This is a genomic window from Bacteroides oleiciplenus YIT 12058, assembly GCF_000315485.1.
Classification (GTDB): domain Bacteria; phylum Bacteroidota; class Bacteroidia; order Bacteroidales; family Bacteroidaceae; genus Bacteroides; species Bacteroides oleiciplenus.
In genome coordinates this window covers 317,403-330,804 of the sequence record NZ_JH992940.1, presented here as the reverse complement: position 1 = coordinate 330,804, position 13,402 = coordinate 317,403, and the positions used below count along the sequence as shown (strand labels likewise).

At 42.5% G+C, this 13,402-nt stretch carries 11 protein-coding genes and 1 tRNA gene; 3 read left to right on the top strand and 9 right to left on the bottom strand.

Translation table 11 applies throughout. The features are described 5' to 3' along the window. Positions 1 to 73: 73 nt before the first annotated feature. Positions 74 to 1,303, bottom strand: a complete 1,230-nt coding sequence (gene serB, locus HMPREF9447_RS01255; protein WP_009127390.1) for a phosphoserine phosphatase SerB — start codon at positions 1,301 to 1,303, stop codon at positions 74 to 76. 387 nt (positions 1,304 to 1,690) lie between these two features. Here serB and HMPREF9447_RS01250 point away from each other — a divergent pair, with 387 nt between their 5' ends. After that, the gene (locus tag HMPREF9447_RS01250; protein ID WP_009127388.1) at positions 1,691 to 2,194 is read left to right on the top strand and encodes a thioredoxin-like domain-containing protein; all 504 of its coding nucleotides are present in this window, start codon (positions 1,691 to 1,693) and stop codon (positions 2,192 to 2,194) included. A gap of 159 nt (positions 2,195 to 2,353) precedes the next feature. Here HMPREF9447_RS01250 and HMPREF9447_RS01245 read toward each other — a convergent pair whose 3' ends face one another. The 3 genes from HMPREF9447_RS01245 to lon are packed head-to-tail and all read right to left on the bottom strand — an operon-like array spanning position 2,354 to position 7,094. Next, positions 2,354 to 3,490 carry an LptF/LptG family permease gene (locus tag HMPREF9447_RS01245; protein WP_009127387.1) on the bottom strand — a complete coding sequence of 379 codons (1,137 nt, stop codon included), beginning with the start codon at positions 3,488 to 3,490 and terminating at the stop codon, positions 2,354 to 2,356. Next, positions 3,487 to 4,617, bottom strand: a complete 1,131-nt coding sequence (tgt, locus tag HMPREF9447_RS01240) for a tRNA guanosine(34) transglycosylase Tgt (protein ID WP_009127386.1) — start codon at positions 4,615 to 4,617, stop codon at positions 3,487 to 3,489. The genes HMPREF9447_RS01245 and tgt overlap by 4 nt, the downstream gene beginning before the upstream one ends. Next, entirely contained in the window at positions 4,614 to 7,094 is a 2,481-nt protein-coding gene (lon, locus tag HMPREF9447_RS01235; protein ID WP_009127385.1) for an endopeptidase La, read from the bottom strand. The genes tgt and lon overlap by 4 nt, the downstream gene beginning before the upstream one ends. Positions 7,095 to 7,267: 173 nt before the next feature. Between lon and HMPREF9447_RS01230 the strand changes: the two genes are divergently transcribed. Continuing rightward, positions 7,268 to 7,975 (top strand): tRNA1(Val) (adenine(37)-N6)-methyltransferase, encoded by a 708-nt coding sequence (locus HMPREF9447_RS01230; RefSeq protein WP_009127384.1) that lies wholly within the window; start codon positions 7,268 to 7,270, stop codon positions 7,973 to 7,975. Positions 7,976 to 8,147: 172 nt separating this feature from the next. Here HMPREF9447_RS01230 and HMPREF9447_RS01225 read toward each other — a convergent pair. Beyond that, a tRNA-Pro gene (locus HMPREF9447_RS01225) sits at positions 8,148 to 8,222 on the bottom strand. 417 nt (positions 8,223 to 8,639) lie between these two features. Here HMPREF9447_RS01225 and HMPREF9447_RS01220 point away from each other — a divergent pair. Next, positions 8,640 to 8,999, top strand: coding sequence for a lipocalin-like domain-containing protein (locus HMPREF9447_RS01220; protein WP_009127383.1), 360 nt, complete (start codon positions 8,640 to 8,642; stop codon positions 8,997 to 8,999). 72 nt (positions 9,000 to 9,071) lie between these two features. On the opposite strand, the gene HMPREF9447_RS01215 is transcribed toward HMPREF9447_RS01220, so the two are convergent. The 4 genes from HMPREF9447_RS01215 to HMPREF9447_RS01200 form a co-directional block, all read right to left on the bottom strand. Further along, positions 9,072 to 10,028: an ABC transporter permease gene (locus HMPREF9447_RS01215; RefSeq protein ID WP_009127382.1), complete on the bottom strand. Its 957-nt coding sequence runs from the start codon at positions 10,026 to 10,028 to the stop codon at positions 9,072 to 9,074. After that, a complete protein-coding gene (locus HMPREF9447_RS01210; protein WP_009127381.1) occupies positions 10,015 to 10,764 on the bottom strand; it encodes an ABC transporter ATP-binding protein in 750 nt (249 codons plus the stop codon). Before HMPREF9447_RS01210 ends, HMPREF9447_RS01215 begins: the two co-directional genes overlap by 14 nt. A 2-nt stretch (positions 10,765 to 10,766) precedes the next feature. Further along, positions 10,767 to 11,915 (bottom strand): COG1470 family protein, encoded by a 1,149-nt coding sequence (locus HMPREF9447_RS01205; RefSeq protein ID WP_044137293.1) that lies wholly within the window; start codon positions 11,913 to 11,915, stop codon positions 10,767 to 10,769. A gap of 177 nt (positions 11,916 to 12,092) precedes the next feature. Next, positions 12,093 to 13,397: a sensor histidine kinase gene (locus HMPREF9447_RS01200; RefSeq protein WP_009127379.1), complete on the bottom strand. Its 1,305-nt coding sequence runs from the start codon at positions 13,395 to 13,397 to the stop codon at positions 12,093 to 12,095. Positions 13,398 to 13,402 lie beyond the last annotated feature (5 nt).

Genomic DNA, 13,402 nt, shown 5'->3' with positions numbered 1-13,402 from the left:
TATTAATATTTAAGAGGTTCCGCAAATATATATGTCATTATATGAAACAAATATATTTGCGGAATAGTTCAGGCTACTTCGGCAAATCGATGTAGGAATCTTTAAAGCCCAAGAAATAAAGTACTCCATCCAGACCGATGGTGTTAATGGATTGCTTAGCATTGGCCACCACTTTCGGTTTAGCATGGAAAGCGATACCCAATCCGGCAACGCCTAACATCGGAAGGTCATTAGCCCCGTCACCCACAGCGATAGTCTGGGCAATGTCTACCTTCTCCACTTGCGCGATAAGACGCAGCAACTCGGCTTTCCGTTTGCCATCCACCACGTCCCCCAAATAACGACCGGTCAGTTTACCGTCCACAATTTCCAATTCGTTGGCATATACATAGTCAATTCCGTATTTCTTTTGCAGATACTGACCGAAATAGGTGAAACCACCGGAAAGAATGGCAATCTTGTAACCATACTTTTTCAGTACATACATCAATCGGTCTACCCCCTCCGTGATAGGCAGGGTTTCTGCAATTTCCTGCATTACAGATTCATCCAATCCTTTCAATAAAGCCACGCGTTCGCGAAAACTTTCTGTAAAGTCTATCTCGCCACGCATGGCACGTTCGGTGATTGCCTTCACCTCATTACCCACGCCGGCACGTATAGCCAGTTCGTCAATAACTTCCGTTTCAATCAGCGTGGAGTCCATATCAAAACATATCAGACGACGCATACGGCGATACATATTATCAAGTTGGAAAGAGAAATCCATTTCCAGTTCACTGGCCAATTTCATCAATTGCTCCTGCATAGCAATGCGATCTTTGGGAGTACCACGAACAGAAAACTCAATGCAGGCGCGGGTACGCGAGTCACATTCATCCAATGGAATACGTCCAGTCAGACGCTTGATGGCATCAATATTCATTCCCTGTTCAGACAGGATACGAGTAACCGCGGAAATCTGACGGGCGGATAACTTACGCCCCAACAACGTAAGGATATAGCGGTTCTTGCCCTGCATATTTACCCAATCCTCATATTCTTTCACCGAAATAGGATAGAAGCGGATAGTGACTCCCAAGGAAGAGGCTTTGAAAAGCAATTCCTTCATGATAAAACCGGAATGTTGTTCTTCTGTCTTACATAAGATACCAAGTGATAGCGTATTATGAATATCAGCCTGACCAATGTCAAGGATAGTAGCGTCGTATTTTGCTAAAATTTCCGTAACTGACGCAGTCAATCCCGGACGGTCTTCACCCGTGACACGAATGAGAATAAGCTCTGTGCTCAATGGTTGCATATTAAGTTGTCTATTTAAATTAATGAATAATACAGTGCAAAAGTAGGGAAAATTCCCGCTACTCATACTAATATAACGAAAATATATGCTTTACACCCTTTTATTGAACGAGAATAGCAACGGAATGTTCGCGGTTTACAATAAGGAGCAGCAAGTGAATAATAATGCCTACAGAAGATATCTAGAGACATAAAACATGTTATATAACATAAATAAATTAACCATTCACTTGGTTTTCAATAATAATGTTGTACCTTTGACGCCGATTTAGGACAAGTAGTTCTACAATCTTAGTAAATGTTGATTTTACATTTGTTTTATAAGACGCTAATTTAGCATCATAACAAGCATCTGTAAATCAACCAGTATTAACCAAAACCGCCTTACATGAAGTATGTAAAATGGATTTTTGTTGTATTACTAATTAGTTCCTTGACTTCTTTCGTAGAAAAAGACAAACCAACCGGTGGTTTGAATGTGGGTGACATAGCCCCTGATTTTAAAATCGAAACTATGTCGACTGAGCAATCTACTCAAAATCTTTCCCGGATGAAGGGAAAGTATGTGTTACTCAGTTTCTGGGCAAGTTACGACGCGCAGTCCCGGATGCAAAACGCAAGTTTAAGCAATGCGCTTCGCTCAACTTCTCCAAATAATAATGTGGAAATGGTTTCCGTTTCATTCGATGAATACCAATCTATCTTCGAGGAAACCATTCGTAAGGACCAAATAGTTACGCCCACTTGTTTCGTGGAAACTAAAGGCGAGTCGTCCGGCATCTTTAAAAAGTATCGCTTAGGTCGAGGATTTACTAACTATTTACTGGATGATAATGGTGTGATTATAGCCAAAAACATCTCTGCCGCAGAGCTTTCAGCTTACTTGAATTAAGTGTTTTCATTGCATAATGCTATGAAAAACTTAAAGAACCTGTAAGACGAAAGTGGGGTTGATTTTGAAAAGGAAATGAATACAACAAAAAGCCCCTCCCGCACTTGTGGTAACACAGGAGCAGGAGGGGCTTCTTATTTTTATCAACTTTAGATTATCTTATTTCGGCGCTTTCTGATACAAATAAAACGCAATGAATGCATAAAGTATATTCGGTATCCACACGGCAATTACCGGAGGAACATTACCATTCACCGCAAATGTGGAAGCAATCGTCTGGAACAAGATATATGAGAAACTTAACGCCAAACCTATACCCAGATGTAGCCCCATTCCGCCCTTTGTCTTTTTCGAAGAAAGAGAAACACCTATCAGCGTAAGAATAAACGATGCAAACGACATGGCAATACGCTTATGGTATTCAATCTCAAACTCCTTGATATTGGCAAACCCACGCTGCCGCTGGCGAGTGATGTATTCACTCAACTGTGGGTTGGTCATCATTTCCTGCTGATTTTTCGTTATCAGAAAATCGGCAGGTTCCATAAAGAGTGTACTGTCAATGCGGTCACCTTTGGTGATACTCTCTTTCATACCGTCCATTTCACGTATCATATAATCTTTGATAATCCATTTATGCACGGAAGCCGTATCGTAAGTGACAGAACGTGCTGTAAGATGAGAGACCAACTGTTTGTCCTTAAACTTATCCAATGAAAAGCGATATCCGGTTTTAGAATAATCCTCAAAGCGTTCAATGTAAGCAATAACACCTGAATCGACTTCCAACTGAATGTTTCGGGCTGTATTATTTTTGCGTTGCTTATAATATTTATCTTCAAAATTAATACGCGTCACACTGCCCTGGGGTATGACATAAGAACCTAGAAAGAAAGTCACCACTGCAATGATGGCTGCTGACACCATGTAAGGTCGAAGCATCCGTTTGAAGCTCATTCCGGTAGAGAACATGGCAATAATTTCCGAGTTCTCCGCCAGTTTCGAGGTAAAGAAGATAACGGCAATGAATACAAACAGCGGACTGAACAAATTGGCAAAGTAAGGGATGAAGTTCAGGTAATAGTCAAAAACAATAGCATTCCAAGGTGCTTCATGCGACATAAACCTATCCATCTTCTCATTAAAGTCGAATACCACTGCAATAGAAATAATCAATGCAATGGCAAACACATAAGTCCCGAGAAACTTCTTTATAATGTAGAAGTCCAGCCGCTTCAACCATTTCCAGTTATCCGGCAGCTTTATACCTTTTATCTTCCAGTTCAGTTTTTTCATAATCTTGTAGATACACGTTTCACCATCATCGGTTTCCACGTAGAGAAGTCACCAGCAATGATATGCTTGCGGGCTTCACCCACCAGCCACAGATAAAATGCCAAATTATGAATGGAAGCAATCTGCATAGCCAGCAATTCTTGTGCATGGAACAGATGACGCAGATAAGCCTTAGTATATAAGGTATCCACAACAGAAGCTCCATCTGCCTCAAGAGGAGAGAAGTCTGCTTCCCATTTCTTATTGCGCATATTGATGATACCATCTTTGGTGAACAGCATGCCGTTGCGTCCATTACGGGTAGGCATCACGCAATCGAACATATCCACACCGCGTTCTATACCTTCCAGAATGTTGACCGGCGTACCTACACCCATCAAATAACGAGGTTTGTCTTTAGGCAGAATCTCGTTCACCAGCTCAATCATCTCATACATTTTATCCACTGGTTCGCCCACCGCCAAACCGCCGATTGCATTGCCATCTGCACCTTTTGACGCGATGAACTCTGCCGACTGCTTGCGAAGGTCAGGATACACACATCCTTGAACAATAGGGAAGAGGGATTGACTATAACCATACTTCGGCTCCGTCTCATTGAAACGCTGGATACAGCGATCCAACCAACGATGCGTCAGTCCTAATGACTTTTTGGCATATGCATAATCCGAATCACCTGGAGGACATTCATCAAATGCCATCATAATATCCGCACCAATAGTACGTTCAATATCCATCACCTTTTCAGGTGTGAAGATATGCTTGCTACCGTCAATATGCGAACGGAATTCAGCACCTTCTTCGCGCAGCTTGCGGATACCCGACAACGAAAACACCTGAAACCCACCGCTATCCGTCAGCATCGGACGGTCAAAGCCGTTGAACTTATGCAGTCCTCCGGCTTTTTCCAGTACATCCAATCCCGGACGCAGATACAGATGATAAGTGTTGCCTAATATAATCTGCGCCTCGATATCTTCTTTCAATTCAGTTACATGCACACCTTTCACTGTTCCCACAGTACCTACCGGCATAAAGATAGGTGTTTCTATCTGCCCGTGGTCAGTGGTAATCAGTCCTGCACGCGCGTTACTTTTACTGTCTGTATATTGTAAATCAAATGTCATTCTACTTTTTTTTCTGTCTTATCTTTCTTTGCGGACAGGTCAATGGCATCGGCTACCTTTTCATTGGTCAGCGCAATAGCAAACACCTCTTTCACATCTTTCACATAGTGGAAAGTCAATCCTTTGAGGTAGAGCTCCTGTATCTCATCAATATTTTTACGATTCTCCTCACTCAGGATGATATCTTTGATACCAGCACGTTTGGCTGCCAGAATTTTCTCTTTGATGCCTCCTACAGGAAGTACCTTGCCACGGAGTGTAATCTCACCTGTCATAGCAAGGTTAGCCTTCACCTTACGCTGGGTAAGGGCAGAAGCAAGGGAAGTAGCCATGGTGATACCTGCCGACGGTCCATCTTTAGGTATGGCACCTTCGGGTACATGCACATGGATATTCCAGTTATCAAAGATATCTTCATCCAAACTCAACAAAGAAGCATGCGCTTTGATGTATTCCAAAGCCAACATGGCAGATTCTTTCATCACATCACCCAGATTTCCGGTCAGTGTCAGACGTCCGCCTTTTCCACGACTCAAACTGGTTTCTACGAACAGGATCTCTCCACCTACGGCAGTCCATGCCAGTCCGGTAACCACGCCGGCGTATTCATTACCTTGATATTTATCACGGGTATACTCCGGTGCACCAAGGAATTCATACAAATCTGCCGGTTTGATTTCCTGTTTTGCAAAATAACCGTCCGTAGCATACTGACGAGCCGATTTACGCAGCACCTTACCGATTTTTTTCTCCAATTCGCGCACACCGCTCTCACGGGTATATGACTCGATAATAGCTTCCAGTGTACTTTTCGGTATCTTAATATCGTTTTTCTTCATACCGTTAGCTTCCAGTTCTTTCGGAACCAGATGGCGGCGGGCAATTTCTATTTTTTCTTCAGTGATATAACCACTTACTTCGATCAACTCCATACGGTCGAGCAATGGGCCGGGAATGGTGTTCAGATTATTCGCCGTAGCGATGAACATCACCCTCGACAAATCATAGTCCACATCCAAGAAGTTATCATGGAATGTCGTATTCTGCTCCGGATCAAGCACCTCGAGCAGGGCAGAAGAAGGATCTCCCTGACGGTCGGAACTCACCTTATCTATCTCATCCAGAATAAACACCGGATTAGAAGAACCAGCTTTAATCAGGCTCTTGATAATGCGTCCCGGCATTGCTCCGATATACGTTTTACGGTGTCCACGGATTTCCGCTTCATCATGCACGCCACCCAACGACATACGTATATATTTGCGCTTCAGCGCAGCAGCAATCGAACGTCCCAAAGAAGTTTTACCCACTCCCGGAGGGCCATACAAACAGATAATAGGCGACTTCATATCACCTTTCAACTTCAAAACCGCCAAGTGTTCCAAGATACGTTCTTTCACCTTTTCCAGACCGTAATGGTCTTTATTCAAGGTCTTTTCCGCATTTGTCAGATTCAGATTATCCGTGGTATATACTCCCCACGGCAAACTGAGCATTGTTTGCAGATAATTAAGTTGCACGCTGTAATCGGGAGATTGCGGATGAGTACGTTCCAGTTTATCCAGTTCCTTAATGAAAATTTCCCTCACTTCCGCACTCCATTTGATAGAGGCAGCCTTGCGACGCATTTCTTCTATTTCCTGCTCCTGACCACCGCCACCCAATTCATCCTGAATGGTTTTAATCTGTTGTTGCAGAAAGTATTCGCGTTGCTGCTGATCTATATCCTCCCGTGCACGCATCTGTATGGATTCCTTGATTTCGGCAAGCTGCACTTCCCGGTTTAGTATTTCCAATAGGCGATAAGTACGTGCCCGCAATGAATCAATACGTAGCAATTCAACCTTTTCATCTTTCTTCAATGGAAGATTGGTACAGATGAAATCTATCAGAAACATCGGATTAGTAATGTTCTTGATGGCAAATGCAGAGTCTTGCTGGAACATATCGGATGACTTGATAAACCGAATAGTCAAATCCTTGCTAGCTTCCACCAATGCGTGGAATTCTTTGTCACTTTTGTCCGGAATATCTTCTTCCAATGCTTTTACTCGTCCTTTCAGGTAGGGAACCGTGTCAACGATCTCTTTTAGCTCCATGCGTTTGACGCCTTGCAAAATGACAGTCGTCGTCTGGTCAGGCATTTCCAGGATACGTATAATCTTACCTACCGTACCAATGGTATGCAAATCCTCCATTAAAGGGACTTCCGTGTCTGCCAGCTTCTGGCAGACCACACCTATATATACACTTTTCTTCTCTGCTTCACGCACCAATTTCATGGAAGTTTTTCTTCCAACAGATACTGGCATAAACACGCCCGGAAATAAAACCATATTCCGCAAAGGCAATATAGGTAGGATTTCATCAACCTCAATATCCATCAATTGTTCTTCATTCCCCTCAAAATCAGCAATCACTGAGAAAGCATTTCCTTCTCTCTCCTCCGTATCTCCTAGGTAAAGTCTTTTCTTCATTTCTTTCTTTTTAAGTTTATGTCATACTGACAGGGCTCATAAAGCGCCTGCAAAGTTAATCTATTCTTCATTAATATAAAGCACCTTTTATATAAAAAGACAAAAACAGTGCCAAATTTGTCATAATATTCTCGACTTTACTTATTTTTGCCCTCAATTAACAAGCATAGACTATGTCGAATCCTTATTTTCAGTTCAAACAATTTACCATATGGCATGATAAGTGTGCCATGAAAGTAGGCACAGACGGAGTACTTCTGGGCGCTTGGGCAGCAGCAGAAAATATCTTTCAGATCCTTGACGTAGGGACTGGTACTGGATTGATAGCTTTAATGTTAGCTCAACGGAATCCGCAGGCGCAAATCACAGCCATAGAGATAGATGCAACTGCGAGCACCCAAGCAAAACTAAACGCGATACGCTCGCCGTGGGCAGACAGAATAGATGTTATCTGTAATGATTTCCGTTTATTTCAAACAAAAAACAAATATAATCTGATCGTTTCTAACCCTCCTTATTTTGTTGATGCTTTAAATTGTCCTGACAAACAGCGAAATATGGCACGACACACCTGCGAGTTGAACTACGAATTGCTTTTTCAGCGTTCGGCTCAACTACTTTGCGAACAGGGGAGGGCATGCATCATTATTCCTGCTGAAGTAGAGAAACTAGTGATTGACACGGCTTGGAAATACAAGCTATACCCTTCCCGGCGTCTTCGGGTTTTTACTAAACCCGGAAAACCATGCCGGAGAGTACTTATCTCATTCAGCCTTCAAGAAAAAGAATGCGTAGAAGAAATGTTATGCATTGAAGTGGAGCACAATCAATTCACCCCTGAATATATTGCATTAACAAAAGATTTTTATTTGAAAATGTAGATTATTAATCAGCCTATCATACACTTATAGACATTTCTTTCTTAAGAATATGGGTATGAAAATCAACCTTCTTCATTATTGATAATTTATTCATTGCTAAAAGTATTATACGAAGGACGGTTATTACATAAAAAAAAAAGGTTCAACTATTCCTAGTCAAACCTTTCCTTCGTCGGGGTAGCGGGATTCGAACCCACGACCCCCTGCTCCCAAAGCAGGTGCGCTAACCGGACTGCGCTACACCCCGAATGCCTTATTTCTTAAAAGCGAGTGCAAAGGTAGAAATAATTTGGTAACAAACAAAGAAATATGAAGTTTTTTAGAAAAAAATATTTTCCATAAGTTCTAAAAGCCTGTAAAACAATAGTGCTACTCATGGTTGTTCCGTACCAACTCCGTATCAAGTCCGTGTCTGCTCCGTAGCAACTCCGTATGAGGTCCGTATCTATAGAGTACGGAGATACTACGGAGCAGACACGGACTTGATACGGAGTTGGTATGGAGTTCATATGGAGCTGATATGCCCCCAACTTGTGAATGGGTATCCTATACTAAATAGGATAAAAAGATGAAATAATATCTGGCAAAACAATATATTTCGTTTAACTTTATCCCCGCAAACAATTAGTACATCTCAACGTTACACTATAAAATAAAAGACATCATGAAAAAACAAATTTTCAGCATGGCTGTTATGGCAGTCATATTTGCCGCTTGTGGCGGAGGAACAAAGGCTCCTGTCACAGTGGTAGGTTCTTGGGTAATGCCTATTGAAGGACAACCCGGAGAAATGCAAGGCATTAAATTAGAAGACAACGGTGAAGCATCTTCCATCAATATGCATACATTGGTATACAAAGAATGGGATCAACAAGGTGATAACCTTTATCTGACTGTAAAAAGTATTGGCAATGGAATTGAAATTGAAGGGGTGGATACGCTGAAGATTGATAAACTGACGGCAGACTCTCTGGTATTGAGTTCCAATTACGGATACACACTGGAATATGTGAGACAGAAATAGCATAAACCACTTATAATAATGCCTGGCGATTTAAATATCACCAGGCATTTTTTTATTTTATCTCACCAACAGTTATCTCGGACGAATTTCCCGTCGCATAAACATAACATAGGAAAGCGCGAAACAGAGAATTGTGACTGCAATCAGTCCTGTCAGTTGCGGCCATATCACTAGCAAACTCTGTCCCAACGGGAGAGGGCTGGGTATTGCTCCCTGCACTTGCTCCATCATCAGCGGCCCAAGGCTCCGGACAGACGGCATCAGCAATACAGAAGTTGCCTGATTGAATAATTCGCAAGGATTAAACGACATTATTCCCCAAACTATTTTCTGATAACCGATAGCATAATAAGGATTCATCACCTCCGAAGGTATAAGCATCCTGGCAATCCAATTGACAATCATCGTATAGAATACACTAAAGAACAACCATATTGCCACTGAAGCTAAAGCTGAAGTTGCCGTCTGACGGAAACAAAGCGAGAACAATATCGCCATATTCAGCCAAAGTCCCACATAAAAGATACTTAGGATAAGAAAGAAGACAATACGTCCAAATTCTTCCGGGGTAGGTGGGATACCGATAGCAACCAGCCCGGCACCCATTACCAGAAATCCCAGCACGAACAACATAATAGCTATTACAATCAATGCTGCCAGAAATTTGGCATTTATCATACAATCACGATGAATAGGCTGTGACAGTATACGGCATAATGTTCCCTTATTCTGTTCCGAATTCATGGCGTCAAAACCTAATGCGATGCCCAGTAACGGACCTAAAAAATTGATAAACAACACAAAAGAGGGGAGAGTGCCATCCGATACAGTAAATAACTTCAGAAAGAAAAATGCATCTTCTGCGTTACCGGATTTGATAGCCTCACGCATGCTGGTAAGCGACGTGTACAATGCTCCCATACAAGTAAGGGTAATGATGACAAGTAGAATAATAAACCGCCAACTGCGGACGTGATCTCTTATCTCTTTATTGACTATCACCCAGAAAGGTTGTTCAGCTTTGTTCATGTTTCTCGCCTCCTTCCTTTACATAGTTATTATAAATATCAATAAGCTCTACTTTCTTACTTTCCATTTCCCTGAGATCGAGTTGTGCTAGCAATTTCCCATGATTAAACACCCCTACACGATCACAAGCCTTCTGCACTTGGTCTAAGTTATGAGAGGAAAATAGTACGGTGAGAGAATGTACTCTGCTCAAATTACGGATTAATTCAATGAATTCTTGAATTCCGGTAGGGTCGATGCCCGACGTCGGCTCATCCAGAATAACTATTTCAGGATTCTTAATGAGCACATCCGCCAGTCCCAGACGTTGCCTCATACCCCGGGAATATTTCCCGGTCTTTTTATTTATCTGTTCAGCAAGTCCCACGCGATTCAGAAGTTCTATTGCCTTTTCTTTTGCTTCTTTTTTTGAAAAGCCATTCAGAAGTGCCGTATAAACCAGATTTTCCAGTCCGGTCATGTCGTCATAAAAGCCTAAATCTTCGGGGAGATAACCGATCTTCCTCTTTACCTCGATAGGGTTCATTGTGGAGTTAATTCCACAAATTTCAACCTTGCCGGAAGTCGGTTCGGTCAGTCCCAGCATCATCAGGATAGTTGTCGACTTGCCTGCACCGTTCGGCCCCAGCAATCCGAAGATTTCTCCTTTACAAATAGACAGGTTGATATGGTCTACAGCTGTGAAATTACCGTATTTCTTCGTCAGATCGGTAAGCACAATCACTTGTTCGCCCATAATTACCTCCTTCCATATTTGCGGAACAGATAGTATACGCCTCCTACAGCTACAACGATGATTAATATTCCTACCCATCCCCACAGCATCGGAGTTTTTACTGCGATACGGAATTGCGCAGTAGCATTCACTTCAGGGGTCTTAGCTTCCATTGTCGCAACGTAGTCACCCGGCAGAGCTTTCTTCGAAGCTTTCATCACAGCCGTTACGGTAGCAGTTTCTCCTGCCTTCAACATCTCTATTTTAGCAGGTTCAAAAGAGACTTCCCAATCCTGAGGCTTACCCGATGAGAGTTGGATATCTTTCAGCAAAGAAGAACCAGTGTTCCTTACCACCAGTTCCAGACGCTTTACATCTCCGGCTGTTATTTCGGTACTCAGCAATCCTCGTGGAGTGGTCAGATCCATTTGATACGTTCCCGTAACTACTACTTCCAAATCCAAATCGGCCGAAGTATTACCGGCAACCGCACGCACCGAAATCTTGTAATTTCCTGCTTCTACATTGGCCGGCGGAGTGACATCGATTGATACGTTCTGACTAGCATTTGCTTCTACTTGTGCCGAAGTAGCCTGCTTGTAGTTGGGCTTGAAGATGACGTTCCAACCTCTGGGAGCATTAGCCATCAAAGCATATAATTGCTGGTCGGCAGTCTGATTCTTCAATACGGCACTGAAGGTGAATGTTGATTTAGAATTGCCCTGCATATTGGGCTGATCGGTAGTGAATTCGGTCTGATAAGTGCCTTGTTGGGCCACGATGACCGTTAGGGGAAGTTGGCAATCTCCAGCAGAGACAACGAAATTATAACTGCCCTTGTTTATTTTCAGCGGAACATCCAACTTCAGATTGAAATCTTTCTTTTCATTGGGCAATACAGCCAGTTTATTTACATTCCAACCACCCGATTTTATCTCACGCTTCCAACTTGATGGTAATCCGGTAACAGCCAAATCGGCATTGACCGGAGATTCCGAATTGTTAATCAAATCAATTTTGTAGTCAATGCTCGTCCCCGGAGAAACGGAAATTTTTGTGTAAGGAGAATAAAGAAACACACTTGATACAGAGTCAGAGGCATGTGTGTTGTTCATGGGTATCAACCCCAACAAAATTGTTAATAGCAGCAAATAATTGGTTCGCATAGTCATATGAAATTTTATGGTTAATTAAATATGAATTATCGATTTGTGAGGCTGCAAAAATAAAAAATGGAATAATTAGCATCTGTTAAAAGCAATAAAATATCAACACATATATTTTACGATTATATAATATTGGTATTTTTTAATAACCACAAACAATCATTTGCAGGTAAAGGTGATTCTCTAACTGAATTGTAAAGTAAAACAGCTTCCTTTGTCTGGTTCTGAATAGACGGAAATATTTCCTCCATGCTGGTTCATGATCTGCTTGCAAAGGCTTAGTCCAATGCCCGAGCCTGCTGTTTTTGTGGTGAAGAATGGAACGAATATCTTATCCTGCACTTCGGGCAAAATGCCCTCACCGTTATCCCGAACTGTGATGGTGCAGCGCCATGAAGAAAGAGAAGAAGTCACTTTGGGAGCAAAGACGGCTTTTACTTCAATCTTGGGCACTTCACGACGAGAGGATGCTTCACGGGCATTTTTCAGAAGATTAATAAGCACTTGTTCTATTTGAGCACGATCCACATCCAAGACTTTGTCTGATGGCGGTAATTCAAAATGAATCGTTTGGTCCGGAAACAGTTTCTGCAAGTCTGCAAATAGTTCGCGAACAGGCACAATTGTGCGAACGGGAACCGGAAGGCGGGTGAGACGGCGGTAGTTTTCTACAAATCCCAACAATCCTTTACTGCGCCGATGGATGGTTTGCATGGCTTGCAGCATTACGGCATACTCTTTTTCACCCGTTGCATGTTGCAATGCTACGGGTACTCCACGCTCACTTAAGGTTTCGGAAAGGGAAATGATAGGAGTAATAGAATTCATGATTTCATGGGTGAGGACACGGATAAGTTTTTGCCAAGCTTCCATTTCATTCCGTTCCAATACAGAGTGAATGTTCTTCAAACTGATAAGCCGCCGCTCCGTACCGCGAGCCACGAAAAGGGTAGTAGCTACAGCCATCTCCAGAGTAGCTCCATTGCGGTGGATACGCATAACATGTGTTTCACCGGAAGAAAGGTTCAGAAGTTCAATCGGTAGCTGCGGCTCCTGTCCCAATTGAGCAGTGGCGGCACGGTTCATCCATTCGATGCGCCCGGATATATCGGTCACTAACACGGCGGTATCTACTTTATTCAGGAGACTTTCATAGTATTGGTGCTTCACTTCCTCTTCCAGCAGACGCCCACGGAAAGCTTGCAGGGTTTCAGATAACTCCATAGCCATCTCTGTCATTAATTTATTTTTATATGGCGGGCGAAAGGCTTGCGTCATATCATTGTAACGCAGGCTATCCGTCAGACGGCGCATCATCTGCAACTGCTTTATCTGCATATAATAAAGGTGCATGCCTGTTCCCAATAGGAATAGGAACGTAATAAGCGTACTAAACCACAACTCAGCGCGGAATAATACATATACACCGATAGAAAGCACTGCCAAAAGACAAATGTGCAGAATCATAACCAGAGAATACCGCTTCATGCTTA

Bases quoted from the DNA above. Each gene is read 5' to 3' on its own strand.
- lon (WP_009127385.1), bottom strand. From the start codon at position 7,094: ATGAAGAAAAGACTTTACCTAGGAGATACGGAGGAGAGAGAAGGAAAT.
- HMPREF9447_RS01230 (WP_009127384.1), top strand. From the start codon at position 7,268: ATGTCGAATCCTTATTTTCAGTTCAAACAATTTACCATATGGCATGAT.
- HMPREF9447_RS01250 (WP_009127388.1), top strand. From the start codon at position 1,691: ATGAAGTATGTAAAATGGATTTTTGTTGTATTACTAATTAGTTCCTTG.
- tgt (WP_009127386.1), bottom strand. From the start codon at position 4,617: ATGACATTTGATTTACAATATACAGACAGTAAAAGTAACGCGCGTGCA.
- HMPREF9447_RS01245 (WP_009127387.1), bottom strand. From the start codon at position 3,490: ATGAAAAAACTGAACTGGAAGATAAAAGGTATAAAGCTGCCGGATAAC.
- HMPREF9447_RS01215 (WP_009127382.1), bottom strand. From the start codon at position 10,028: ATGAACAAAGCTGAACAACCTTTCTGGGTGATAGTCAATAAAGAGATA.
- HMPREF9447_RS01200 (WP_009127379.1), bottom strand. From the start codon at position 13,397: ATGAAGCGGTATTCTCTGGTTATGATTCTGCACATTTGTCTTTTGGCA.
- serB (WP_009127390.1), bottom strand. From the start codon at position 1,303: ATGCAACCATTGAGCACAGAGCTTATTCTCATTCGTGTCACGGGTGAA.
- HMPREF9447_RS01220 (WP_009127383.1), top strand. From the start codon at position 8,640: ATGAAAAAACAAATTTTCAGCATGGCTGTTATGGCAGTCATATTTGCC.
- HMPREF9447_RS01210 (WP_009127381.1), bottom strand. From the start codon at position 10,764: ATGGGCGAACAAGTGATTGTGCTTACCGATCTGACGAAGAAATACGGT.
- HMPREF9447_RS01205 (WP_044137293.1), bottom strand. From the start codon at position 11,915: ATGACTATGCGAACCAATTATTTGCTGCTATTAACAATTTTGTTGGGG.